Annotated in this window: 26 protein-coding genes and 1 other RNA gene; 4 read left to right on the plus strand and 23 right to left on the minus strand. The window is 25.6% G+C overall.

Going from position 1 to position 25083, the window contains the following annotated elements; all coding sequences use genetic code 11:
* Positions 1 to 6: 6 nt before the first annotated feature.
* From smpB to rsmD, 16 genes are all read right to left on the minus strand, one after another.
* Positions 7 to 474, minus strand: a complete 468-nt coding sequence (gene smpB, locus ACKTSI_RS03725) for an SsrA-binding protein SmpB (RefSeq protein ID WP_201275929.1) — start codon at positions 472 to 474, stop codon at positions 7 to 9.
* A 4-nt stretch (positions 475 to 478) separates the two neighbouring features.
* The gene (rnr, locus tag ACKTSI_RS03730) at positions 479 to 2569 is read right to left on the minus strand and encodes a ribonuclease R (protein ID WP_288979483.1); all 2091 of its coding nucleotides are present in this window, start codon (positions 2567 to 2569) and stop codon (positions 479 to 481) included.
* A gap of 190 nt (positions 2570 to 2759) precedes the next feature.
* An RNA gene (gene rnpB / locus ACKTSI_RS03735) (RNase P RNA component class A) lies at positions 2760 to 3090 on the minus strand.
* Between the two features lie 6 nt (positions 3091 to 3096).
* Positions 3097 to 3876, minus strand: a complete 780-nt coding sequence (locus ACKTSI_RS03740; RefSeq protein ID WP_068472349.1) for a Nif3-like dinuclear metal center hexameric protein — start codon at positions 3874 to 3876, stop codon at positions 3097 to 3099.
* A complete protein-coding gene (locus tag ACKTSI_RS03745) occupies positions 3866 to 4546 on the minus strand; it encodes a class I SAM-dependent methyltransferase (protein ID WP_288867686.1) in 681 nt (226 codons plus the stop codon). The genes ACKTSI_RS03740 and ACKTSI_RS03745 overlap by 11 nt, the downstream gene beginning before the upstream one ends.
* 4 nt (positions 4547 to 4550) lie before the next feature.
* Positions 4551 to 5699: an RNA polymerase sigma factor RpoD gene (gene rpoD / locus ACKTSI_RS03750; protein ID WP_068472345.1), complete on the minus strand. Its 1149-nt coding sequence runs from the start codon at positions 5697 to 5699 to the stop codon at positions 4551 to 4553.
* The gene (gene dnaG, locus ACKTSI_RS03755; protein WP_407862531.1) at positions 5692 to 7509 is read right to left on the minus strand and encodes a DNA primase; all 1818 of its coding nucleotides are present in this window, start codon (positions 7507 to 7509) and stop codon (positions 5692 to 5694) included. Before dnaG ends, rpoD begins: the two co-directional genes overlap by 8 nt.
* Positions 7510 to 7514: 5 nt before the next feature.
* Positions 7515 to 8213 carry a DNA recombination protein RecO gene (locus tag ACKTSI_RS03760; RefSeq protein WP_407862532.1) on the minus strand — a complete coding sequence of 233 codons (699 nt, stop codon included), beginning with the start codon at positions 8211 to 8213 and terminating at the stop codon, positions 7515 to 7517.
* Complete coding sequence (era, locus tag ACKTSI_RS03765) at positions 8194 to 9090, minus strand: GTPase Era (protein ID WP_407862533.1); 897 nt, start codon at positions 9088 to 9090, stop codon at positions 8194 to 8196. The genes ACKTSI_RS03760 and era overlap by 20 nt, the downstream gene beginning before the upstream one ends.
* A 1-nt stretch (position 9091) precedes the next feature.
* Complete coding sequence (gene cdd, locus ACKTSI_RS03770; protein WP_068472337.1) at positions 9092 to 9487, minus strand: cytidine deaminase; 396 nt, start codon at positions 9485 to 9487, stop codon at positions 9092 to 9094.
* Positions 9488 to 9859, minus strand: a complete 372-nt coding sequence (locus tag ACKTSI_RS03775; RefSeq protein ID WP_407862534.1) for a diacylglycerol kinase family protein — start codon at positions 9857 to 9859, stop codon at positions 9488 to 9490. It abuts the gene before it with no gap.
* The gene (gene ybeY / locus ACKTSI_RS03780) at positions 9843 to 10313 is read right to left on the minus strand and encodes an rRNA maturation RNase YbeY (RefSeq protein WP_068472333.1); all 471 of its coding nucleotides are present in this window, start codon (positions 10311 to 10313) and stop codon (positions 9843 to 9845) included. Before ybeY ends, ACKTSI_RS03775 begins: the two co-directional genes overlap by 17 nt.
* A gap of 2 nt (positions 10314 to 10315) precedes the next feature.
* A complete protein-coding gene (locus tag ACKTSI_RS03785) occupies positions 10316 to 11284 on the minus strand; it encodes a PhoH family protein (protein ID WP_407862535.1) in 969 nt (322 codons plus the stop codon).
* A gap of 11 nt (positions 11285 to 11295) precedes the next feature.
* Positions 11296 to 11769 (minus strand): ATPase, encoded by a 474-nt coding sequence (locus tag ACKTSI_RS03790; protein WP_068472328.1) that lies wholly within the window; start codon positions 11767 to 11769, stop codon positions 11296 to 11298.
* Entirely contained in the window at positions 11769 to 12248 is a 480-nt protein-coding gene (gene coaD / locus ACKTSI_RS03795; RefSeq protein WP_407862536.1) for a pantetheine-phosphate adenylyltransferase, read from the minus strand. Before coaD ends, ACKTSI_RS03790 begins: the two co-directional genes overlap by 1 nt.
* Before the next feature lie 2 nt (positions 12249 to 12250).
* Positions 12251 to 12793: a 16S rRNA (guanine(966)-N(2))-methyltransferase RsmD gene (rsmD, locus tag ACKTSI_RS03800; RefSeq protein WP_407862537.1), complete on the minus strand. Its 543-nt coding sequence runs from the start codon at positions 12791 to 12793 to the stop codon at positions 12251 to 12253.
* Positions 12794 to 13256: 463 nt separating this feature from the next.
* Here rsmD and mgtE (ACKTSI_RS03805) point away from each other — a divergent pair, with 463 nt between their 5' ends.
* Together mgtE (ACKTSI_RS03805) and mgtE (ACKTSI_RS03810) are read left to right on the plus strand one after the other, a co-directional pair.
* Complete coding sequence (mgtE, locus tag ACKTSI_RS03805; protein WP_288868889.1) at positions 13257 to 14651, plus strand: magnesium transporter; 1395 nt, start codon at positions 13257 to 13259, stop codon at positions 14649 to 14651.
* Positions 14641 to 16017 carry a magnesium transporter gene (gene mgtE / locus ACKTSI_RS03810; RefSeq protein WP_288868888.1) on the plus strand — a complete coding sequence of 459 codons (1377 nt, stop codon included), beginning with the start codon at positions 14641 to 14643 and terminating at the stop codon, positions 16015 to 16017. Before mgtE (ACKTSI_RS03805) ends, mgtE (ACKTSI_RS03810) begins: the two co-directional genes overlap by 11 nt.
* A gap of 42 nt (positions 16018 to 16059) precedes the next feature.
* Here the strand turns inward: mgtE (ACKTSI_RS03810) and ACKTSI_RS03815 are convergent, their stop codons facing one another.
* Entirely contained in the window at positions 16060 to 16698 is a 639-nt protein-coding gene (locus ACKTSI_RS03815) for an XRE family transcriptional regulator (RefSeq protein ID WP_288868887.1), read from the minus strand.
* Between the two features lie 165 nt (positions 16699 to 16863).
* On the opposite strand from ACKTSI_RS03815, the gene ACKTSI_RS03820 reads away from it, so the two are divergent.
* Both ACKTSI_RS03820 and ACKTSI_RS03825 read left to right on the plus strand, forming a co-directional pair.
* On the plus strand, positions 16864 to 16995 hold the full coding sequence (locus tag ACKTSI_RS03820) for a hypothetical protein (RefSeq protein WP_288868886.1): 132 nt from the start codon (positions 16864 to 16866) through the stop codon (positions 16993 to 16995).
* A 461-nt stretch (positions 16996 to 17456) separates the two neighbouring features.
* Positions 17457 to 18062 carry a Maf family protein gene (locus ACKTSI_RS03825; protein ID WP_407862538.1) on the plus strand — a complete coding sequence of 202 codons (606 nt, stop codon included), beginning with the start codon at positions 17457 to 17459 and terminating at the stop codon, positions 18060 to 18062.
* A 60-nt stretch (positions 18063 to 18122) separates the two neighbouring features.
* On the opposite strand, the gene ACKTSI_RS03830 is transcribed toward ACKTSI_RS03825, so the two are convergent.
* The 6 genes from ACKTSI_RS03830 to rnpM all read right to left on the minus strand — a co-directional run bounded on the left by ACKTSI_RS03830 (position 18123) and on the right by rnpM (position 25075).
* Entirely contained in the window at positions 18123 to 19727 is a 1605-nt protein-coding gene (locus ACKTSI_RS03830) for an ATP-binding cassette domain-containing protein (protein ID WP_407862539.1), read from the minus strand.
* An 87-nt stretch (positions 19728 to 19814) separates the two neighbouring features.
* Positions 19815 to 20705 (minus strand): tRNA pseudouridine(55) synthase TruB, encoded by an 891-nt coding sequence (truB, locus tag ACKTSI_RS03835; protein ID WP_068472312.1) that lies wholly within the window; start codon positions 20703 to 20705, stop codon positions 19815 to 19817.
* Entirely contained in the window at positions 20695 to 21690 is a 996-nt protein-coding gene (locus ACKTSI_RS03840) for a DHH family phosphoesterase (protein ID WP_407862540.1), read from the minus strand. The genes truB and ACKTSI_RS03840 overlap by 11 nt, the downstream gene beginning before the upstream one ends.
* Positions 21662 to 22060 carry a 30S ribosome-binding factor RbfA gene (gene rbfA / locus ACKTSI_RS03845; RefSeq protein ID WP_068472308.1) on the minus strand — a complete coding sequence of 133 codons (399 nt, stop codon included), beginning with the start codon at positions 22058 to 22060 and terminating at the stop codon, positions 21662 to 21664. Before rbfA ends, ACKTSI_RS03840 begins: the two co-directional genes overlap by 29 nt.
* Before the next feature lie 9 nt (positions 22061 to 22069).
* On the minus strand, positions 22070 to 24790 hold the full coding sequence (gene infB, locus ACKTSI_RS03850) for a translation initiation factor IF-2 (protein ID WP_353887917.1): 2721 nt from the start codon (positions 24788 to 24790) through the stop codon (positions 22070 to 22072).
* A gap of 15 nt (positions 24791 to 24805) precedes the next feature.
* Positions 24806 to 25075, minus strand: a complete 270-nt coding sequence (gene rnpM / locus ACKTSI_RS03855; RefSeq protein ID WP_068472306.1) for an RNase P modulator RnpM — start codon at positions 25073 to 25075, stop codon at positions 24806 to 24808.
* Positions 25076 to 25083: the final 8 nt, after the last annotated feature.

Here is a 25083-nt window from a genome sequence, read left to right on the forward strand (position 1 = left end):
TCACCTCTATTTATATTTATTTTTTAAGGCATATTGGATTTTTCTTTCGTGTTCTTTTTCGAGCATACTATCTCTTTTATCATAATTTTTCTTACCACGAGCAAGTGCTATATCCAATTTTATCCATCCGTTTTTTAGATGAATATTTAAAGGAATTAATGCATATCCCTTTTCTTTTGTTTGCCCAATAAGTTTATTTATTTCTTTTTTATTTAAAAGTAGTTTTCTTTCTCTTGTAGGTTCTAAATTAAATATATTTCCATGGTCATAAGGAGTGATATTCATACCCATAATAAAAATTTCTCCATTTTTTATTTGACAATAGCTTTCTTTAATTGAAACTTTTCCTTGCCTAATACTTTTAACTTCAGTTCCTGCAAGAGAAATTCCGACTTCATAAGTATTTTCTATAAAATAATCATGTCTTGCTTTTTTATTATTTGCTATTATTTTTATACTAGTTTTATCTCTCATAATATCACCTATTCAAATAAAAGTCTATTTCATTAGTTAATTCGTTAACTTTTGCAACAACAACTTCTACATTCATACCTATATCAAAAATATTATTTCCTCTTTTGCCAACAGCAGTCAAACTTTCTTCATCAAATATATAATAATCATCAGTCATATCTTCATATCTAATAAGTCCTTCTACTGTATTTTCTAATTGAACAAAAAGTCCAAAAGAAGTAACAGAAACAATAATACCTTCAAATACTTTTCCTACTTTGTTTTTCATAAATTCAACTTTTTTAATATCTTCAAGTTTTCTTTCAGCATCAACAGATAATACTTCAGTATCATTTATATGATTTGCTGTTATATTTAAGTAGCTCAAATAATTTTTAGGTAAATCATTATTGGAATGTAAATAATTTTTTAAACTTCTATGAACAGTTAAATCAGCATATCTTCTTATAGGAGAAGTAAAATGACAATATAAAAATGTTGATAAACCAAAATGTATATCAATATTTGAAGAATATTGTGCTTTACTCATAGACCTCAAAATAGAATAATTTACAAAACTTGATTTATTAGTATCTTTAAATTGTTCAACTAATTCACTTAAATATTTAGAAGAAATCATATCTATAGGTTTCATTTCTATATTTAAACGTTTAAAATAATTTCTTAATGTTTCTAATTTTTCTTCAGTCGGCTTTGAATGAATTCTATATATTATAGGAATATCAAAATCTGCGAAATGCTTTCCAACTACTTCATTTGTACATATCATAAATGATTCTATTATTCTATTTGCTATACCTAGTTCTTTTTTAGATATATTTTTAACACTTCCATCTTTATTAAAAGTTATCGCAACTTCCGGGAAATTAAAGTCTATCGTTCCTCTATTTTTTCTCTTAGTTGTTAAGATATCATCTAATTCTTGCATAATTAACAATTTTTCTTTTAATATTTCATCGGAATAAAAATGCTTTTTACCTTCTAAAAAATTAGTTACATCATCATAAACTAATCTATAATTACTGTTTATAACGGATTCATAAAATTTATATTCTTTAACATTTCCATTTTTAGCTATAACCATTTTTACAGTCATAGCTAATCTATCAGTATTAGGATTTAATGAGCATAATCCATTTGATAATATTTCGGGTAACATAGGCACAACAAAATCAAATAAATATACACTATTTCCCCTCTTGTACGCCTCTTTATCTATTTTACTATCTTTTTTTACATAATAAGATACATCTGCTATGTGAACATATAGTATATAATCATTTCCTTTTTTATCAATAGAAATTGCATCATCAAAATCTTTGGAATCTGCTCCATCAATGGTTACAGTAAATAAATCTCTAAAATCAACTCTGTTTTTTATTTCCTTTTTTATATCAAGCTGTGAAATTTCTTCAAGCTCTTTATTTATTTTATTTGAAAATTTATAAGGAATTTCCATATCTTTAAGCAAAGATATTATTTGAACATTCTTATCTTCTTTGTTTCCAAGAACTTCAATTATAACTCCTTCAGGATTTCTTCTTTTATCTGGAAATTCAATTAATTTACAAACAACTTTATCATTAGTTTTAGCACCATTTTTATCACCTTTTTTGATAAAAACATCATAATTACATTTATTATCATCAGGAACTACAAATCCAAAATTTTTATTTTCAGTAAAAGTACCAACAATTAAATTTGAATTTCTATTTAATACATTAACAACTCTACCTTCAGCTTTTGATTTCAAACTTTTTTCTTTTATAATTTCTATTTCAACTTCATCATTATGGTTAGCATTATTTAATTCATTTTTAGGAATAAAAATATCCTCCATACCTTCTGAAATAAAAAAGGCATTACCTTTTGGAGTAAAAGTTACTTTACCTTTTAAAGTTTTCATTTTTTCATAAATATTGTATTTATTATCATTTATTGATAAGATTTTACTTTCAACAAGAGAATCTAATATTTTGAAAAATTTCTTTAAATCATTAAACGGAATATCTAAAGCAACTGCTAGTTCTTTATTTGTTAATGGAATATAATTTTCTTTTTTTATAAAATTTAATATTTTTCTTTTAAAATTCATTAAAACTTCCTCCTATATAAAAGTATAATCTATAATCACAAGATATAAATATCTTGTAAATTTTTTTGAAATTTGTTATATAATAAGCCCCTCATCTTTCAACGATGCTCTACATTCTATGTATATCTGAGAACCTTGTTATTTCATAATAAAAAAATATAAGGCAATACCTTATATTTAATTATTATAAATATTAAGCAAAACTATAAGCCGTGTTCTGTATTTGACAATCATCTATCTAGACAAATTGTTACCAATTTGTTCAAGCAATCTACCTATGGACGTAGCGAGCAACTACAAAAGTCCAATCTTGATCTTGCACCGAATGGGGTTTACATAGCCACATAGTCTCCTATATGCTGGTAAGCTCTTACCTCACCTTTCCACCCTTACCATAAAAATGGCGGTATATCTCTGTTGCACTAGCCTTAGGGTCGCCCCCACTGGACGTTATCCAGCATCCTGCTCTGTGGTGCACGGACTTTCCTCGTGAAAATTCACGCGATTGTCTGTCTTACTTAATTAAATTAAAATATATTTCTTTTAAATATATTATTTTCATAAATTAATATTTTAAAATCACAATTTTCTTTCATTAAGAAATTTTTTAATGAAAATAATCCAAAAATCTCTGATTCATAGTGTCCTAAATCAATTATATTAAGATTATTCTCCAATGCAAATTGGATATCGTGATATTTAAAATCAGCACTTATTAATAAATCAATATTTTTATTAATAGCATCTTTTATTGAAAAAGCTCCTGAACCACCTAATACTGCAATTTTAGAAATGTGTTTGTCGATATCTCCAAAATATATTATAGGATTTTCAAAATTATTTTTCAACTTAGAAATATAATCTATAAACTTTTGATTTTCAATAATCCCTACTATACCATAACCTGCCGAGTTTTTATAATTAATAAAAATTTCTTGATTATTTAAAAAACATTTATCTGCTAAAAATTTACTAATTCCATTTTGGTGTAAATCTAAAGGAGTATGTATAGATATTACATTGATACTATTTTTTATCAATAATTCTAATTTTTTGTAACTACCGGATTTCGCCTCTAAATTTTTGATTTTTTCAAAAAATAATGGATGATGAGTTAAAATACAATTTATATTATTTTCTATTGCATAATTAATGGAATTTACTGAAATATCCATAGCTAATAATATCCCTGTCAGTTCATCTTCTAAATTTCCAATTTGAAAACCAGAGTTGTCCCAATCTTCTTGTAAATCAAATGAATATTCTCTGTCCAATAATTCAATCAAATCTTTTATTTTAAAATTCACTTAAGATACCTCTAATTTCATCAATTAAACCATTTAATTCTAATATTCTCTCATTATCTTTGCTTTCAATATTTATTTTTTCTAAAATGCTTTCATATTTTTTTATTTCATTTTCTAAAAATAATTTCAAATTTTCAGATTTATTCTTTATAAGTAATTTTCCATATAAATATTCGTATTCATTTTTATAGAAATCTTTACCTCTTTTTACCTTCAAAATTTGGTAATATTTTTGATTTTCAAAAACATCTTTTTCTTTTTCTATAAAAAAATTATTTTCATATAAAAATTTTCTTAAAACATCTAAAGAATTATTTGGAGATAAAATTAAATAGTTGGCACTTTTAGCAATATTTAAGTTTCTTTCTAAAATTTCTTTAATTAGAATTCCACCCATACCTGATATAATTATAGTATCAACTTCAAATTCATCTAAACAGTCTAAGCCGTCTGATACTCTGGTTTCAATATTTGTTATATTATCATTTAATATCAATTTCTTTTCTAATTTTTCTAAAGAATTTTTACTAATATCTGTTGCGATTATTTTTTTTGATATGCAATTTTTTGATAGCATCATAGGAATTATACCGTGGTCAGTCCCTATATCTGCAACAATTGAATTTTTATCAACTAAATTGCAAATCTCATTTAACCTTAAACTAATCATAATTCTATTCCAAAAAGTCTTTTAATTTTTGACTTCTACTAGGGTGTTTTAATTTTCTAAGAGCTTTAGCTTCGATTTGTCTAATTCTTTCTCTAGTAACTTCAAATTCTTTACCTACTTCTTCTAAAGTTCTAGGAGTTCCATCATTAAGACCAAATCTAAGTTCTAAAACTTTCTTTTCTCTTTCTGAAAGCGTACTTAAAACTTGATTTAATTGTTCCTTTAACATTGAAAAATTAGCCGCTTCATCTGGAGCTATAGCTGTTTCATCTTCAATGAAATCTCCTAAATGGCTATCATCTTCTTCACCGATAGGAGTTTCTAAACTTACAGGTTCTTGAGCAATTTTCCTAATTTCATTTACTTTATCAACTTCAATTCCCATATGTTCAGAAATTTCTTCATTAGTTGGTTCCCTACCTAACTCTTGAACTAATTGTCTTTCAATTCTAACTAATTTGTTTATAGTTTCAACCATATGAACAGGAATTCTTATAGTTCTAGCTTGGTCTGCTATTGACCTAGTAATAGCTTGTCTTATCCACCAAGTAGCATAAGTACTAAACTTAAAGCCTCTTCTGAAATCAAATTTTTCAACAGCTTTCATAAGACCCATATTACCTTCTTGTATTAAGTCCAAAAATTGCATTCCTCTACCAACATATCTTTTAGCTATACTAACTACAAGTCTTAAATTCGTTTCAGCAAGTTTTTTCTTAGCCTCAACACTTCCAGATTCCATATCTTCAGCCAAAATTCTTTCTTCATCAGCACTAAGTAGTGGAATTTTTCCTATTTCTTTTAAATACATTTTTACGGGGTCATCAATGTTAAAACCTTTTAAATCAGAAAAATCCTCTAATTTTATTTCTTCATCTTCATTATCTTCTTTTTCATCTTCTAAATCTATTAAATCATCATCAATTTCAATATCTTCTAAATTTTCAGATTCATCAATAAATTCAATTTGATTTTCAGCTAATTTAGATTTTATCTCTTCAATATCATCAATATCTACCAAATTAAATAAATCTAAAGATTCAAGATACTTATTATTAACAAAACCATTATGTTCATTAGCATATTTTGTAAGTTCTTCTATAATTAAAATTTTTACTTCATCATATTCAATATCATTCAATTTATTATCCACGATGAGCCCCTTTCTCCATACTCTTAAGATTCCTATTTAATTCCATTAATTTTTCAATGTTGAAATTCAAATTGGAAACTACGTCATCATTATTTTTGTCCATTTCTCTTAGTTTCTCAATATTTTTGGTAACTCTTCTAATTTCAAAATTTATAATAGATATATCTAATAATTTAACATAATCTAAAGTTGATAGATTAATTTTTTCTTTATAACATTTTATTATATAATCTACAATCTTTAACTTTTCTACACTATTTTTAAATTTATCAATTAGCATGGACGGAATAGTTATAGTATTATTTTTCACATTATTTTCAACATAAGAAAAAATATCATATAAACCGGAATATTTAGACATTTCTCCTAATTTAGGAAGAATATCTGAAATATTCTCTTCACACTTCATTAATAATATAATACCCATTATTAAAACTTTTTTGTCAGAGTTCAATAACAAATTTTCACTTTTATAATCTATTTGAAACTCTTTATTCTCTTCAGTTTCTTTATAATTTTCTTCTTTTTTATCAAATTTATTAAAATCTTCTTTTAATGAGTTTACATCTAAACCAAAATCACTTGAAATTTTATTTATATATAAATCTCTTAATATATTTGTATCTATTTTAGTTAAAAAACTTAAAACACTTTCATAAAAAATTGTATTTTCTGTTATAGAATTGGTATTTTTTTTGTTTTTTTTCAAATTTTCATAATTAAAACCATTAATATCATATGGACTTTCTAAAAGTTTATTAAATCCATCGAGTCCATATTTTTTTATATAATCATCCGGGTCTAATTTATCCGGAAGAACTATAATATTTGGTTTAATTGAAATTTCATTAAAAACAGAATTAGTTTTATTAGTTGCGTTTATTCCTGCATTATCTCCATCATAACACAAATATACATTCTCTCTTGAATATCTTTTTACTAACCTTGCTTGATTTTCGGTAAATGCAGTTCCAAGTCCTGCAACAACATAATTTATTCCACTTTGATATAAAGAAATAACGTCCATATATCCTTCAACAATCAATATTTTATCTCTAATATTATTTTCTACAATTTTATCAATAGCATAGACATTATCTCCTTTTTTAAAAATAACACTTTCTGGTGAATTAAGATATTTTGCATTGTCATTTACAATAGTTCTTCCACCAAAACCTATTATTTTTTTATCCTTATTTAAAATAGGAAACATAATTCTATTTCTAAATCTATCAATATAATCGCCGGTTTTAATTTTTATTATAAGTCCAAGTTCTTCGGCAATTTTTATATCAAAGTTTTTTGCTTTTAATTCATTATATAGAGATTTCCAATTTTCATCAGCATAACCAATCAAAAAAATATTAATTGATTTAGGATTAATTCCTCTTTTAGCTAAATATTGTTTTGGAACAGAATTTTCTAACATTTTTCTATAATAAAATTTTGCAACAAATGCATTAATCTCATAATACTTATCAAAGTTTTTTTTATTAAATGAATCAAAATTATTTTCATACTCTAATTCTATGCCAAATTTTTCGGCTAATTTTTTTAATGTAGTAACATAATCTAAAGATTCTAATTCCATTAAAAATGAAATACTATCTCCATGTTTACCACAACCAAAACAATGAAATGTATTAGTTTCCGGATAAAGAAAAAAAGAAGGAGTCTTTTCATGATGAAAAGGACAATTTCCCATATAATATCTTCCACTTTTTTTAACAGGCAAATAATCACTTACAACAGAAACAATATCTGATTTTTCTTTAATTTCTTCAATTTTTTCTTTCTTTATATAAGCCATATCAATCACCTTAAGTTAAAACTATTTAATTTATAAATATTAAAATTTAAACATAAAGCGTTAAGCATTATGCCGAGAATCCTAGAATAATTAACTTCAAAATTGATTGAATCAAAATTTTCAAAGGATTCTAAATTATATAGAAAATAAATATAATTATACTCATATTTATTTATTATGTAATTGTATTTATAATTAAAAATTGAGTTAGAATTTATAACCAATTCAGATATATCAAAATTAAATTTTTCAAAATTTTTTATATTTTCAAATAATATATGATAACCATTAAATGCTAAATACTTAATTGAAAAATATGTTAAAATTATTTTGTAATCTACTTTTTCTACATTCAGTATATCCTTAATTAAATTATAAACTTCTAAATTTTTTAATTCTTGAACATTAGTTTTTAAAATTATTTCTGTAAGAATATTCAAAAATAAAATATGTTCTTTCGATTTAAAAGATACAAATTCTACCATTTCATATTCATTACAGTAAAAAAATTCATTTCCATATGTTAAATTGAAATTGTAATTAGAATACATAGATAAATACATTTCAGTATTTTTACTATAAATAGAAATAAGTCCAAATTTATCTGTATAAACTCTAAATATTTTTCCTTTATTTAAATAAGTATTTTCTGAAATAATAAAACCATTTACATTATTATAAATATTATTTTTTAAAATATCCAAATTCTTTCACCTTGAATGACTTATTTCTCCAGTCGTCGTCTATTTTAACAAATAATTTTAAATTAACTTTTGAATCTAAAAATTTTTCAATATCTATTCTAGCAGATTTTCCAATTTTTAAAATCATAGCTCCATTTTTACCTATTACCATTCCTTTATGTGATTTTTTTTCGACACAAATTGTTGCGTCAATATCTATAATAGGTTTATTTTTTCTAATAGAAAATTTTTCAATTAAAATATTTATACCGTGAGGAATTTCATCTCTCAATAAATTAAGTGTCTTTTCCCTAATTATTTCTCCAACAATTTCTCTTTCAGTTTGGTCTGTAATCATATCATCAGAATAATATTTAGGACCATAAGGTAAAAAAGATTTTATTTCATTTATTAAGTTATAAACATTTGTTCCTTCAGATGCTGATATAGGGACAATATTATCAAATAATTTCATATCCTTATATTTTGTAATAAGTTTAGATAATTCTTCGGCGTTTAATGTATCTATTTTATTTACAATACAAAGTTTTGGAAGATTTATTTTCTTAAGCATTTCAATTATAGAACTATCTAATTCTCCAATTTCAAAATTAGCATCTACCATATACAAAATCAAATCAACATCTTTAAGAGAGGTTCTTGCCTCTTTTAACATAAACTCTCCTAATTTATTTTTTGGATTTTGTACCCCCGGAGTATCAACAAATATTATTTGAGAATCCAAGGAATTATATATCAATTTTAAATTTGTTCTTGTAGTTTGGGGTTTATTTGAAATAATTGAGATTTTTTCACCAATAATTCTATTTAATAAAGTTGATTTTCCAACATTTGACCTGCCAATAATACTAACAAATCCTGACTTTATACTTTCCATATTATAAATCCTCTGGTCCAAAACTATAAGGTAAAAGTTCAGAAAATTTTATTACCTTATATTCTTCTCTATTTTTAACTATAATAATTTCACAATCATTTGTACAAAATTCTCTTATAACTTGTCTGCAAACACCACAAGGATAAGTAAAAGAATTTTCTTTTCCAACAACTGCAATTTTTTTTATTTTCTTTTCTCCATCATATATAGCTTTAAATATAGCTACACGTTCTGCGCAAACAGTCGGAGTATATGATGCATTTTCTATGTTACAGCCTCCATATATTTTATCTGAGTCTGTCAACACAGATGCTCCTACTTTAAAATTAGAATAAGGAGTATATGCCATTTTTTGACTATCTAAAGCACATTCTACCAATTTTTCATAAATATTCATTTAATCACCCAACATAATGATTATCTTTGGTACAAATATCAAAAGTCCAACAATTATTGATATAAAAGCTGAAACCAAGACTGCACCAGATGCCATATCTTTAATTATTTTTATATTTACATTATAATCTTTACATAAAAAATCCATAATATTTTCAATAATAGTATTAATAATTTCTAAAGTTAAAACAATAGCTATCATAATTAATATTATAGACAATTCTATATAAGATAATTTAAAAAATAAAGAACAAAGTAATACTAAAGCGGAAAATAATATATGAAATTTAAAATTTCTCTCATTTTTAAATACATAAACTATCCCTTTGAAAGCGCAAACAAAACTTTCTAAAAAATTAGAATTTTTCTTCATCTTTAAAAACTTCCATTAACTTCATGGTTTCTTTTTCTTTACTTCTCATAATTATTTTTTCATTTTCTTCCATATGGTCATATCCTAACAAATGAAATACAGAATGACAAACTAAATATAAAATTTCTCTATCAATACTATGTCCAAATTCTTTTGCCTGTTCAACAGCCTTTTCTGTTGAAATTATAATATCACCTAAAATAAAAGGCATTCCTTCTTCAAAAAATTCAAAATCCATAGGAAAAGACAAAACATCTGTTTCCCTGTCAATATTTCTGAATTCAGAATTTATATTCTTTATTTCCTCATTGGTAACAAAAGAAACAGATACTTCAACATTATCTATTATGTGATTTTCAATATTTAAAGCTGTTTTAATACATTTTTCAATTTTTTCTTTAAGTTCTTCTGAGATAACAAAAAAATCTTGTCTATTATCAAAAAGAATATTCATAGTTATTTTTTCTCCATTAGACTATCTTCATATTTAGTATATGCTTCTATTATTTTCATAACTATACTATGTCTTACAACATCAGAGCTATCAAAATAATTAAAGTTAATACCCTTTATATTTTTCAAAATTTTACTAACTGAAACAAGACCGGAACTTTTTCTCTTTCCTAAATCTATTTGAGTAATATCTCCGGTTATAACAGCTTTAGATTCAAATCCTATTCTTGTTAAAAACATCTTCATTTGTTCATTAGTAGCATTTTGTGCCTCATCAAGAATTATAAAAGCATTATCCAGAGTTCTTCCTCTCATATATGCTAAAGGAGCAACTTCAATAATCCCCTTTTCTTTTAATCTAAGAAAATTATCATATCCCAATATATTATATAAAGCATCATATAAAGGTCTTAAATAAGGGTCTATCTTTTCTTGTAAATCTCCAGGTAAAAATCCTAAATTTTCTCCTGCCTCAACTGCTGGTCTAGTCAAAATTATCTTTGATACCGAATTATTTTTTAATGCTTTTGCAGCCATAGCAATAGCCAAAAAAGTTTTTCCGGTTCCTGCCGGACCAATACCAAAAGTAATTACATTATCCTCTATTGCAGAAATATATTTTCTTTGACCTAATGTTTTTGGTTTTATAGGTTTTAATTTTGAATTTAAACAAATAGTATAGTCTAACCAATCATTTAATATTTCTTTGTTTTCTTCCTTTACTTTCTCAATTACATAAGAAATTTTTTGTTTATCTATACTTTCAGACATACCATCTTTAACTAAAAACTCAATGGTTTTTATACATAATAAAACCATTTTTTCATCTCCGGTAATAGATAAACCAATATCATTATTTTTTATAAATACATCAAATTCTTTAGAAATTAAATCAATATTAGAATCTAAGTTTCCAAATAAATTTTTAATATCATCAATTTCTAAAGTTAAATTTTCAGTAACTTTATTCATTCTATCTCCGATTATTTTCTCAATTCACTTCTGTTAGTATCTAAAACAGTAATTAAATCTCTTAATTTTTCTTGAGTTTTTGATAAAACATCATCTACATAAGTATTAGTTTGTATTCTGATAGTTTTGGCATTTTGTTCAGCCTTTAATAAAATTTCATTTGCTTTACTTTCGGCAGCAACAACAACATCACTTTCGTTAATCATCTTTTCATATCTAGCTTCAGCATCAGCTTTAATTCTATAAGATTCATTATTTGCTTGTTCTAAAATTTGGTTAGCATCTTTAGATGCATCGTTTAATATTCTATCTTTTTCTTCTTGAATCCATTCAGCTTGTTTAATTTCTTCCGGAATACTTTCTCTCATTTCTTTTAAAATAAAAAATAACGCCTCAGAATCTACCATAACTTTCTTTGAAAAAGGTAAACTTGAGCTTTCTTCTACTAAATCTTCAATACGGTCAATTAATTCTAAAATTTCCATTATCCATTCCTCCTAAATTTTCTATATAACATATCTAAAACAATTTTATCTACATATAAATCAACATTGCCACCATTTAAAAATACATCTTTAACAACACTAGAACTAATACACTCATCAGAACTCTCTGAAAACAATAATAATGTTTCTACTCCACAAAGTTCTTTATTAACTTTAGCATTAATCTTTTCAGATTCAAAATCTAAAGAATTTCTAACACCTCTAACTAAAAGATTAACATCATTTTCTTTAACATAATTAGCTAAAAGTCCGTTATAAGTATTTACTCTAACATTTTCATAATTTTTAAATATATTTAAAATAATATCTTTTCTTTCTTCAATAGAAAAAAGATGATTTTTATTTATATTATTTAAAACAACGACATCTACTGATTTAAAAATATCTAGTATTTTCAAAATAATACTCTTATGACCAATGGTTATAGGGTCAAAACTTCCTGGAAAAACTACTTTCATATTTAGATTTTCCTTTCTAAAAATATTACCTTAGTTTTAGAATATTTTTTTTCTTTTATAATTTCAAAATTTTCTATAACAATATCTTTATCCGTTTCAACAATAATTACAGCATCATCATTTAAAATATTGTTATTCCAAATAAAATCTAATGATTTTTTAATATATTCTTCTTTGTACGGTGGATCTAAAAATATATAATCGAACTTTAAATTATTATCATAAAAATAATTTAAAGAATCCATATAATCTTTATTTATAATTATTGAATTTTCTAAAAAATTAGCTTTTTCAAGATTTTGTTTTGTGATTTTTAAACTATCCGTAGATAAATCACAAAAATAAACCCTCTCAGCTCCTCTACTTAAAAATTCAATACCCATAGCACCACTACCACAAAACAGGTCTAACACAATTGATTTTGAATCTATATCAAATAGAATATTAAAAATAGATTCTTTTACCTTATCGGTAGTAGGTCTAACATTATAATCTGTAGGAGATAATAAACTCAATCCCCTTTTTTTTCCAGATATTATTCTCATCTTCTCACCTTAATTTCAATATATTTTATTTTTGTAACTAAACAAAAGTAAAATTTTGATTTAAACAAATATATTCACATTGAATTATAACACAAAAAGATTAAATTTTCAACATTTTAGTAAAAATTTTTCAAGCAAAAAATTTATAAAAACATTAAAATTTGATAATATAATTTTTATAAATTTTATTTAAATATTTTTTAAATCAAAATAAATTTATCCAAATCAAAAAATATGATATAATAAATATGAATTTACGATTCTTATGTAAAAGAATATTTATTTCATCATATTTACCATTTAAAGATTATCTAAATTGGAAATATGTTATAATAAATATGAATTTACGATTCTTGTGTAAAAGAATATTTATTTCATCATATTTACCTTTTTAAATTTATTAAAATGGAAATATGATATAATATTAATATATATTTCTAAAAATTTTTATAGGAGGTGTTTTATGGATTTAAAAGAAAATTCTTTAGAAAAAAGTAAAATCATTGCTAACGAATTAAAAGTTTCTTTAGAAGAAAAAAATATTTTTCATTTAAGAGATATAATTTACGATACAAACGAAGTAACTCTTGCAAATATATTTGAAGAATATTTTGAAATAAAAGAAATTTTATTCATGTTTAAAGTTATTAAAAAAGAAAAAACTGCTGAAATTTTTGCTTATTTACCTCAAAATATGAAACAAGAAGTAATAAATGGACTACAAGACCATGAAATAAAAATAATGTTGGACTATATGTTTACAGATGATATTAGTGAATTTTTAGAAGAACTTCCTGCAAATATTGTAAAAAGGGTTTTAAATTCTGCATCTAATCAAAGAAGAAGTGAAATCAATATGATTTTAAACTTTAAAGAAAATAGCGCCGGTTCTGTTATGAGTACCGACTACGTTGAGTTAGACCCCGAACTAACAACTGATGAGGCTTTAGAAATGATTAAAGATAAGGAAAGACTTGCTGAAACCATTTCTTACTGCTATATAACTAATGACCAACACATTCTTTTAGGATTTGTTTCGATGAGAAGTATATTATTATCCCCTGCAAATACATTAATTTCTGATATTATGGAAACCGATGTTATTTCTGTTGAATGTGATGAAGACCAAGAAGAAGTTTCAAAAATATTTACAAAATACGATTTAATTGTACTTCCTGTTGTAAATGACCAACACCGTCTTATCGGTATTATAACAATCGATGATGTTTATGATATCATTCAAGACGAAGTTACTGAGGACTTACAAAAAATGGGTGGTATCACTCCAATAGAAGGTTCTTATATAAATATGCCAATAATTGAAATGGTAAAAAGTAGAATAACTTGGCTTTTAATTTTGATGGTTTCTGCTACTGTTTCCGGAATGATTTTAACAAAAAATAGTGATTTAACTTTAAAAATTCCATCACTTGTTATATTCATTCCAATGCTAATGGATACAGCCGGAAATGCTGGAAGCCAATCAAGTGCAATGGTAGTAAGAGGAATAGCAATAGATAATTTAAGTATAAGTGATTTTAAATATGTAATAAAAACAGAACTTTTAAATTCCCTAATTTTAGGAGCAATATTATTTACGGTAAATATTTTAAGAATTTTAATATTTATGCCTAAAATATCCCTCTCTATCGCAATTTTAATTTCTGCAACTATTTATATAATTATAACCATTGCAAATTTAATCGGTGGTATTTTACCTTTATTTGCAAGTACATTAAAGCAAGACCCTGCATCAATGAGTGGACCGATTTTAACAACTGTTTGTGATGCAATTTCATTAACAATTTATTTTGCGTTAGCATCAATGTTTTTAGGAGGTGGAATCTATGGAGTATAATTTTTTAGAATACAGTAAAGAGCAATTATCTTCCCTACTTCCTGAACTTATAAAAGAAAAAAAGGTATTATTAATAAGAGAAATTTTTGATGAATACAATATTGTTGACTTAAGTGAAATATTTATTGAATTAGAATTGGACCAAGCGTTATTCGTTTTTAAAATATTGCCAAAAGATATTTCAGCAGAATTATTCAGCTACTTAGAGCCTGAATATCAAGAAAGTTTAGCGTCAGCTCTATCTTCTGTTGAATTAAAAAGTATTTTTGATAATATGTTTAGTGATGATATTATAGATTTCCTTGAAGAAATGCCATCAAATGTAATTAAACATATTTTGGATAATGTTTCTCCTGAACATAGAAAAGAAATAAATCATCTTTTAAGTTATGAAGAAAATACTGCCGGCTCTGTTATGAGTACCGACTTTGTAGAACTTTTAGAAGAAGATACTGTTGCAGAGGCTATTACAAAAATAAAAAAACAAGCCAAAATTGCCGAAACTGTAAACGTATGTTTTGTAATAGATAAAAAAAGAGTTTTAGTTGGAATTGTAAATTTAAGAGATATAATTGTTTCTAAAAATGATAAATTGATTTCGGATATAATGGATAAAAATATTCACTATGTCCATACAAACACCGACCAAGAAGAGGTTGCATCTATACTAAGTAAATACGACTTAACGACTATTTGTGTTTTAAATGACCATAACAGTTTAATAGGTATTGTTACTGCCGATGACGTTTTGGATATTTTGAACGAAGAGGCAACAGAAGATATTCATAAAATGAGTGGTATCACACCAACTGACGGTTCATACTTAAAAACAGATACAAAAGAAATGGTAAAATCAAGAATATCTTGGCTCTTAATCTTAATGATTTCAGCAACATTTACAGGATATATTTTACAATACTTTGAAGATAAACTTAGCGCTGTTGCAATACTTTCTGCATCAATTCCAATCATAATGTCAACAGCAGGTAACGCCGGTGGACAAAGTTCAACTATGGTTATTCGTGGAATTGCAGTTGATGATTTGAATATAAAAGATATTTTTATAGTTTTTAAAAAAGAATTAGCAGTAGGCTTGATTTGTGGAGCGATATTATTTGTTACAAATTTTGTCAGATTATATATTTTTGGCTCAAAAAATATAACCTTTGCTATAAGTTTTGTAGTTAGTCTTACAATAACAATATCTTTAATTTCTGCAAATATTGCTGGAGGAATACTTCCATTAATTGCAAAAAAATTAAAAATGGACCCTGCAAGTGCTGCAGCTCCACTCATAACAACTATTGTAGATGCAACAAGTTTAATAATATATTTTATCTTAGCAATAGCAATACTAAAAATTTAAAAAATCTAGTGCAAAAACGCACTAGATTTTTAATTAAATTTATTACAAATTAACACAATACATAACCACTTTTCCTAAAATAGAAAATTCTTCATCTTTTGAAAATTTAAAATCCGTAAATGAATGATAAGTTGAAGAAGGTCTAAAAATAATATCTTCCCCATCTCTAAAAAATAATTTCAAACTATATTCTCCATTATTAGAAAATACAACAATATCTTCATCTTCTAAATTATAAATAGGATAGTTCAATTTAACAGCAATATAACTTCCATTTGGAATTACCTTATTCATACTTTCCCCATTTACATGCATTATTAAAATATCATCATCATTTGCATAAGGACCCATAACAGAATCACTTATTTCTATTTTTTCAAGTTCAACTTCGTAATTCGGACCATCAGGAGCACCCGCAGAAACCCCATAAGGCAAATAATTATATAAAGATGCCTTAGTTGAATTAGGAGTATTTGTATAATTTTCCCAACCCAAAATTTCAATAGGCGTTGAATTATAAATCTCAGCCAACTTCACCAATCTATCTATCGGAATATTTGTTATTATATCATTCTCATACTTGAATAAATTTTGTTTACTTGTACCAATAAGCTCACCTGCCTCCAATAAAGTAAGATTAGCTTTTTGTCTAAGTTCTTTTAATCTATCACCAGTAGTCATACTATCACCTCTACTATTCTAAATATATTATATAACAAAATAACTTAAAAAGCAATTTATTTAAAAAATTTTTCAAATTTCTTTAAAAAGTATCTTGACAAGTTATTTTTTTAGTTGTATAATATTAGTAACTTAAAAAGTTATTTTAAATTGGAGGTAATTATTATGCAAAAAAGAAAAAATAAAAATCCAGAAATAGAAACACTAGAAATATTAAAATTACTATTAACTTTCACAACTTTTACATTATCATGCTTTTTTATGATAATGTATGGAGTAACTGGAAAGTTGATTTAATATAATTTAAAACTTATTTTACAAAGGCAGTTGAGCAATATTGGATTAAAAAATACATCTTGACATTAAGAAATGTTGAGATGTTTTTTTATTGTTATTTCTAATTTTGTCAATCTAGCCCTAACTTTATTCGCTTGTGAATAAAAGTAGGTATGATGCAAAGATTATACAAATCTATGATTTGGACAAGAAAGTAACTAACGTTAAGTAATAATCCATGTTCGAAGATTTCTCCATTTCACTCACTTTGTTCGTTTCAGTCGAAATGATGTAGATAGGAAATATTAACGTAATAGTAATTTGACATTTAAAGCTCCTAATACGTCATACTTATCGTAGCGTTAGCGTAGTCGAAGTATCTTCATACATGGTACTTTATTACCCTTTAGCCACAAATTTGACCCATTGCCTAAATTTTATAATTTTGATATAATTCAAGCAAATAACATTAGGAGATTTTTATGAAAAATTATGATATTATACTAGCCAGCAACTCACAAAGAAGAAAAGAACTTCTAAAATATATATTTGAAGATTTTAAGATAATTCCTTCCAATATCGATGAAAGAAAATTAGAAAAAGAAATTTTAAGTAAAACTTATAAAAATAATTTAGAAAAATTTAGTAATCTATGTGATATTTTATCCTTTGAAAAATGTAAAGATATAAGTCTAAAACATAAAGATTCATTAATTATATCGGCAGATACAATTGTTTATGACGATAAAAAACTATTTGGAAAACCGCTTGACTATAATGATGCAAAATCTATTTTGGAATATTTATCTGGAAAAGAACATCTCGTACAAACATCTGTTACAATATATTTTAAAGGACAATTTCATACATTTTCAGAAAAGAGTTTTGTAACTTTTTATGACCTAGATTCTACACAAAAAGAATTAATTGAAGATTATATTAAATCAGAAAACCCATTTGACAAAGCCGGTAGCTACGGAATACAAGACAAAGGAAATCTACTAATAAAATACATAAAAGGTGATTATTTTAATATAGTAGGACTCCCTATCTCAAAACTAAATAGAAAATTAATAGAAATTATGTAAGAAGAACCTCACCATTACACAGAACTTCGCATTGAATGAGAACAAAAAAATCCAATGATTTTAAACATTGGATTTTTTCATTATATTTACTTTTCCGTTTTCAAAGTCTAGGATATAGTCATACATTTGTAAATTTTCTTCTGAATAATTGTGGGAAATATTTATAAATCCTAAATTTTTATTGCTTAAAATCATATTTTCAATGATTGAAATAGAATTTTTATCTACATTACTCATTGCCTCGTCAAATACAATAAAGTTACTATCTCTTAGCAATGCTCTTGCAATTATGATTTTTTGTTTTTCCCCTCTGGATATTGAAAGATTTAATTCGTTTAGGTTTTCGTTTCTATTTTCTATAAGTTTTTTATCTAAATTAACTTTATTTAATATATCGCAAATCTGACTATCATCAAATTTTTTAAATAATGTTATGTTTGAAACGATATTTTCGTTAAATAAAAATGAATTTTGCTCAACATATACAATGTTCTTTGAAATATTCGGATATTCTTTTATATTTTTTCCGTTTATTTTTATATTTCCTGTATAGTTTTCAAAATCTCCAAATAATAATTTTAAAATTGTACTTTTTCCAGAGCCATTTTGTCCTTTTATTAAATACTTTTTATTTTTTTCAAATATATTTGAAAAATGGGTAATTACATTTTTACTTTCATTATATGCAAAGCTAACATTTTCAAATTCTATTTTTTCAATTTTTTCTAATTCGTTTTCTTTAAATTCGCAATCAGATAAAATTTCAAATAAATCATTTTTTACTTTTTTCATTGAAAATACTGTTATTAAAGAACTTGAAATACTATTAATCGGATATATCAACAAGTCAGATAATTGTAAAATTGCTATAAATGTACCGATTGTTTCTTTTCCGTTTATAATTGAGTTTATGATAACATAGTAAATTAAAAATTGTGATGCAAATGAAATAGCCCCCATACTAATTTCAAGTAGAGCATTTTTAATTCCATAAATATAAGAATATTTTTGTTCATCAGATGAAATATTTTCCATTTTGTTATTTATATTTTCCTCTATAGAATATCTTTTTATGGTGCCTATTCCCTCAACAATATCGTAAAAAGCTGTGTTTAGTTGTCTAAGTCCTAAAACGCCTTTTTCTCTAGTTTTTTGCATACTTCCTTCAAATGCGTAAGGAATTAAAATTGAAATAATATTTGTTGCTAGAATTATAAATGATGCAGTAATATTTAAAGAAAACAACAAGTACATATACCAAATAATTGATATTCCTTGAAATAAAATATGTGGAATAGTTAAATAGTATTCCTCAACTACTGATTCTATTTCATTATTATAAATCGAATAAAGTTCTTGTGGATTTTCGCACTTTTTACCGGAATTTAAAATTCCTCGAACAAAAAAATTTCTAAGTTTTAGATACAAACATTTTTTATATTTGCTGTTTAAAAATTTAGTGATAAATTCCGAACTCAAAACTAATAGGATTAATAAAGCATACTTTACAAAGTAATTAAAAATGCCATCAAAATTTTTAACTGAAATACTATCTGTAATTTCCTTTACAATCATAGGCATATTTGCATTTGAATAAACTGTAAAAATGCTAAATATTAGAATTAATATTGAATAAAGATAAATATTTTTCTTTAGATTTTTCATAAATCTTCCTCCCCTAATATATATATATATATATCAAATACAGTAATTTTTGTCAACAAAAAAAGCTGTGAAAATTCACAGCCTTGATTATTCATTTGATTTATAAAATATATTTTTCATTTTTAAAAGTTTTTTATCTTCTGCTGAAATTAGTTCCCCAATTCCAATAAAAATATTGTTGCAATAGATTTTAAAAATTCCCTCTCTATCTATATCAAAAGTCTTTCTAAGTCCATTTGAAATGTGTTTGAAATATTTTTTATCAAAATCTATTCTTTCATATTGAAAAATATCTTCTATCTTTGTTAAAGTTTTTTGAAGTTCATCTTCGTTAAAAGTTTTAAGCCTTTCCAATGAATATGAATCTTCAATCTTAAACATTCCGTATTTATTTCTACAAAGAGAGCTCATATATGATAAATTATTTGTATCTGATGCAATATCATTAAATAAAGTACGAATATATGTTCCTTTTGAACAACTAACTTCAAAACGTATTTTATTTTCATAAAAGTTAAGAATTATTAAAGAATATATTTCTACTTCTCTTTCTTCTCTTTCAACTTCTATTCCTGCTCTTGCGTATTCATATAATCTTTTTCCGTCTTTCTTTAAAGCAGAATACATCGGTGGTAATTGCATAATTTTTTTATTATCATATTTTTTTATAACTTCAAAAAATTTATTTTTATCTAAAGAAATTTCTTTAGACTCAATACTTTTACCCCATATATCCAAAGTATCGGTATTTATTCCTAAAGCCATTTCTCCAATATAACTCTTTCCCATAGTTTGAATATAATCAACAAGTTTTGTTGCACTTCCAATAGCAATGGGCAAAACTCCGGTTGCATTAGGGTCAAGAGTTCCTGCGTGTCCAACTTTCTTTGTTTTATAAATTTTTCTAACTATATTTACAATATCTCTACTTGTAAATCCTTTCGGTTTATATACATTTAATATTCCGTTAAAATTCATTAGGATACTCACTTTTTAATTTTTCTAAAAATGAATTAACAGCAAAATCGAAATCTCCATCTATAACACAACCTGATGACCTTGTATGTCCACCACCGTTAAAGTATTTGCAAATTTTTGAAACATCAACAAATTCTTTACTTCTAACACTTCCTTTGAATAAGTTAACCTCAAGTTCTTTAAATAGTACAGAAACTTCAAATCCATTTATATCTCTATAATAGTTCACAATGTCATCAACCATATCCATTGTTAAGTCCGTTCCTTCAAAATCTGCTTTAAACATTCCGATTATTGCAACTTTATTGTTGAAATATAATTTTGCTCTATTTATTAATTTATTTTTAAACATTTCAACTTCAAAATTTTTATTTTGATAAAGTTTTTGGTAAATGAAATCTTTGTCGGCACCTAAGTCATAAAGCTCAGCACAAACTCTCAAAGTTGATGCTCCTGATGATTGATATAAAAATCTATAAGTATCTGTATTTATTCCAACCAATAAAGCATCTGCAACCTCTTTTGAGATTTCAAAATTAAATTCCTTAAATAAATTAAATACTATCTCACAAGTTGAACTCATATTTGGAAATACATAATTAAAATCTGCAAAGTGTTCGTTTGTCTTGTGGTGGTCAATATTTATAGTTTTTTTAGCTCTTTTTCTAAAAACTTCTCCTATATCTCCGGGTCTATCAACTCCTCCACAGTCAACGTAAATTAATAAATCTAAATCTTGTTCATCAATTTCTTCGATATTTTTAAGAGTGTCTAAAAACATCAAATCTTTTGGAAAATAATCTACTTTAATTCCAAATATATTTTTATTTAAATTTTCTCTAATTCCAAGAACTGTTGCTATTGTAGAGCCAATATTATCTCCATCAGGATTTTTATGAGAAATTACTCCAATTTTTTCTGAAGATTTTATCAAATCTAAAATTTCTTTTGGCGTGTTATTCTTCTTCGTCATCAACATTTCCATAAATTTTCCTCTTTTCTCTATCTTCTTTTGAAACTTTTATAATTAATTCATTCATTAAAACACCTTTTTCAAAAGATTCATCGAGTTTAAAAATTAATTTTGGAGTATGTCTTAAATCTAAAGTTTCGGAAATTCTTTTTTTCATATACCCTGTTGCATTTTCAAGTCCTTTTATAGTTCTTTCCTTAACTTTTTCATCTCCAAAAACACTTATGCTAACGTAACAAATGCCTAAATCATTTGTTACGCTAACTTTAGTTATGTTTGTAATTGACGGATTTATTCTATTATCCTTTATTCCATTGTAAATAGCATCTGATAAAACTCTATTTATTTCAGATTCTATTCTTCCAAGTCTTTTTGCATTCATAAAAAACCTCTATCTTTCAACTTCCTTATCAATGTATGCTTCAATTATATCTGATTCTTTTAAATCGTTATAATTTGCGATTCCAAGTCCACCTTCATATCCAGTTAAAAGTTCTTTAGCATCATCTTTAAATCTCTTTAATGATGAAATTTCACCTTCATGTAAAATTATTCCATCTCTAAGAAGTCTTACTTTTGCATTTCTTGTTACCTTACCATTTAGTACATAAACCCCTGCAACAGTACCAATTCCAGGAACTTTAAATGTTGCCCTAACTTCAGCTCTACCAATAACTTCTTCAACAAAAGTAGGAGCCAACATTCCCTTTACAGCTAATTTAATGTCCTCAATAGCATCGTAAATTACTCTATATGTTCTTACGTCAACATTTTCATGTCTTGATAAGTCAATAGCGCCTTGTGAAGGTCTTACATTAAATCCGATTATTATTGCATTACTTGCAGCTGCAAGCATTACATCTGATTCATTAATTCCACCAACTGCACCATGAATTATATTAACTTTAACTTCTTCGTTACTTAATTTTTCAAGGGAGTTTTTAACTGCATCAACTGTTCCTCTAACATCTGTCTTAACAATAATTTTAATTTCTTTTAAGTTACCATCTTGAATTTTATTAAATAAATCATCAAGAGAAACTTTATTTCCGGATGCAATCATATTTTCTTTTTGAACATTTATAATTCTTTGAGCATATCCTCTTGCAGTTTTTTCGTCTTTAACTGCATAAATGAAACTTCCTGCTTCCGGAACTTCTGAAAGTCCTAATATAACAGCAGGCATTGAAGGTGTTGCCTTTTTAATTTTCTTTCCTTTATCATCAAACATTGCTCTGATTCTACCGGTTGATGTACCTGAAATAACCATATCTCCTGAATTAAGAGTTCCCTTTTGTACTAATATTGTAGCAACAGGACCTCTACCTTTATCAAGTTGTGCTTCAATTACAGTACCAATAGCCATTCTATTTGGATTTGCTTTTAATTCTTCAACTTCGGCAACCATAAGTACCATTTCAAGTAAATCATCAATTCCTTCACCTGTTTTAGCTGATACAGGCATTGTAATTACATCGCCACCCCAATCTTCAGGTAATAATCCATTATCAGCAAGTTCTGTTTTAACTCTTTCAGGATTTGCACCGTCTTTATCTATTTTATTTATAGCAACGATAATTGGAACTCCTGCTGCTTTTGAGTGGTTAATGGCCTCAATAGTTTGTGGCATAACCCCGTCATCGGCTGCAACAACAAGAATAGAAATATCTGTAACTTTTGCTCCTCTTGAACGCATAGCAGTAAATGCTTCGTGTCCCGGAGTATCTAAAAATACAATTTTATTACTATTAATATTTACAGTATAAGCACCAATATGTTGGGTAATACCACCAGCTTCTTGACTTGTTACTTTAGATTTTCTAATATAGTCTAGTAGAGAAGTTTTACCATGGTCAACATGCCCCATTACAGTTACAACCGGTGGTCTAGTAACTAAGTCTTCTGCTTTATCTTCATAATCTAAAGATAAAATTTCATTTTCATCAGTAATTTCCGGTGTTTCTAAAACAACTGTCTTTCCAAATTCTTCAGCAATTAAACTTGCACAGTCAAAATCAATTTCTTGATTCAATCCTGCCATTATTCCAAGAGCAATTAATTTTGAAATAACTTGAGCACTATTTACTCCTAAGCTTTCTGAAAAGTCTTTTACAGTAATACTTTCTGGAATTTTAATTTCTCCAACATTTTCTACCTTACTTTCAAATTCTAAATCGCTATCGCTCTTAGTTTTATGGTTAGCTTTATTTTTCTTTTTGGCCGGTTTTAAAATAAGATTTGGATTTCTATCTTCTCTCATTTTATGTTCATTTAATGATTTATTCTTTTTATTTTTTTCCTGACCTTGTAAATGAGTTTTTCTAGCATCTCTTTTTTCGATAGCTGGGTCAACTACTTCTACAACATCATCTAAAAAGTCTTTCTTTCTATCATCAAATTTTCTTCCAAAATCTTTTTTATCTTTTCCGAAATTTCTATCTTTATTAAATCCATCTTTTGAATTTCTACCGTCTTTATTAAAGTTTTTATTATCTTTATTAAATCCCGGTTTCTTATCTTTGTTAAAAGGCTTATTATCTCTATTGAAACCCTCTTTTTTGTCTTTATTAAAGTTTCTATTATCTTTATTGAATCCATCTTTTGAATCTCTATTTGAGTTTCTATTGTCTTTATTAAAACCTTCTTTTCTATCTTTGTTAAAAGGTCTATTATCTCTATTAAAACCTTCTTTTTTGTCTTTATTAAAGTTTCTATTATCTTTATTGAATCCATCTTTTGAATCTCTATTTGAGTTTCTGTTGTCTTTGTTAAAACCTTCTTTTCTATCTTTATTAAAAGGCTTATTATCTCTATTAAAGCCTTCTTTTTTGTCTTTATTGAAGTTTTTGTTATCCTTAAAATTATTTTTCTTATCTTCTAATTTTTCAGATTTATCAACTTTCTTTTCTTCTTTTGAAGATTCATTTTTTATATTTTCATTCTTTTTATTTTCCATTTTTCTAAAATGTCCAATAACTGTTTCTAAATCTTTTCCCTCAAGAATAGACATATGGCTCTTAACCTCTACACCTAATCCACTAATTATATTAATCAATTCCTTGCTTTGAAGATTTAAACCTTTTGCAAGTTCATGTACTCTAACTTTACTCATACTAGCACCCCTTTGCTATTCAATAGAATCCACATATTTTTTCAATTCTTCATAAAAATCACTACTAATCTCTGATTCTAATGCTACACTTAATCTCTTATTTTTCTTAGCTTTATCGACACATTTACTAGAAATACAAATATAAGCACCTCTGCCATTTTTCTTTCCGGTTGTATCAAATAAAATTCCTTCTTCTTTATTATTTACAATTCTCAATAAATCTTTTTTTTCTCTTTGTTCTCCACAAGCAACACATTTTCTCATAGGAACTTTTTTAACTTTCATACAATCAC

This window comes from Parvimonas parva, from assembly GCF_045866535.1.
GTDB classification, from domain to species: Bacteria; Bacillota; Clostridia; order Tissierellales; family Peptoniphilaceae; genus Parvimonas; species Parvimonas parva.

Coding starts and splice junctions, on each gene's coding strand:
- smpB (WP_201275929.1), bottom strand. CDS start 474: ATGAGAGATAAAACTAGTATAAAAATAATAGCAAATAATAAAAAAGCA.
- rnr (WP_288979483.1), bottom strand. CDS start 2,569: ATGAATTTTAAAAGAAAAATATTAAATTTTATAAAAAAAGAAAATTAT.
- ACKTSI_RS03745 (WP_288867686.1), bottom strand. CDS start 4,546: ATGATTAGTTTAAGGTTAAATGAGATTTGCAATTTAGTTGATAAAAAT.
- dnaG (WP_407862531.1), bottom strand. CDS start 7,509: ATGGCTTATATAAAGAAAGAAAAAATTGAAGAAATTAAAGAAAAATCA.
- era (WP_407862533.1), bottom strand. CDS start 9,090: ATGGAAAGTATAAAGTCAGGATTTGTTAGTATTATTGGCAGGTCAAAT.
- cdd (WP_068472337.1), bottom strand. CDS start 9,487: ATGAATATTTATGAAAAATTGGTAGAATGTGCTTTAGATAGTCAAAAA.
- ACKTSI_RS03775 (WP_407862534.1), bottom strand. CDS start 9,859: ATGAAGAAAAATTCTAATTTTTTAGAAAGTTTTGTTTGCGCTTTCAAA.
- ybeY (WP_068472333.1), bottom strand. CDS start 10,313: ATGAATATTCTTTTTGATAATAGACAAGATTTTTTTGTTATCTCAGAA.
- ACKTSI_RS03785 (WP_407862535.1), bottom strand. CDS start 11,284: ATGAATAAAGTTACTGAAAATTTAACTTTAGAAATTGATGATATTAAA.
- ACKTSI_RS03790 (WP_068472328.1), bottom strand. CDS start 11,769: ATGGAAATTTTAGAATTAATTGACCGTATTGAAGATTTAGTAGAAGAA.
- coaD (WP_407862536.1), bottom strand. CDS start 12,248: ATGAAAGTAGTTTTTCCAGGAAGTTTTGACCCTATAACCATTGGTCAT.
- rsmD (WP_407862537.1), bottom strand. CDS start 12,793: ATGAGAATAATATCTGGAAAAAAAAGGGGATTGAGTTTATTATCTCCT.
- mgtE (WP_288868889.1), top strand. CDS start 13,257: ATGGATTTAAAAGAAAATTCTTTAGAAAAAAGTAAAATCATTGCTAAC.
- mgtE (WP_288868888.1), top strand. CDS start 14,641: ATGGAGTATAATTTTTTAGAATACAGTAAAGAGCAATTATCTTCCCTA.
- ACKTSI_RS03815 (WP_288868887.1), bottom strand. CDS start 16,698: ATGACTACTGGTGATAGATTAAAAGAACTTAGACAAAAAGCTAATCTT.
- ACKTSI_RS03820 (WP_288868886.1), top strand. CDS start 16,864: ATGCAAAAAAGAAAAAATAAAAATCCAGAAATAGAAACACTAGAAATA.
- ACKTSI_RS03825 (WP_407862538.1), top strand. CDS start 17,457: ATGAAAAATTATGATATTATACTAGCCAGCAACTCACAAAGAAGAAAA.
- ACKTSI_RS03830 (WP_407862539.1), bottom strand. CDS start 19,727: ATGAAAAATCTAAAGAAAAATATTTATCTTTATTCAATATTAATTCTA.
- truB (WP_068472312.1), bottom strand. CDS start 20,705: ATGAATTTTAACGGAATATTAAATGTATATAAACCGAAAGGATTTACA.
- ACKTSI_RS03840 (WP_407862540.1), bottom strand. CDS start 21,690: ATGGAAATGTTGATGACGAAGAAGAATAACACGCCAAAAGAAATTTTA.
- rbfA (WP_068472308.1), bottom strand. CDS start 22,060: ATGAATGCAAAAAGACTTGGAAGAATAGAATCTGAAATAAATAGAGTT.
- infB (WP_353887917.1), bottom strand. CDS start 24,790: ATGAGTAAAGTTAGAGTACATGAACTTGCAAAAGGTTTAAATCTTCAA.
- rnpM (WP_068472306.1), bottom strand. CDS start 25,075: ATGAAAGTTAAAAAAGTTCCTATGAGAAAATGTGTTGCTTGTGGAGAA.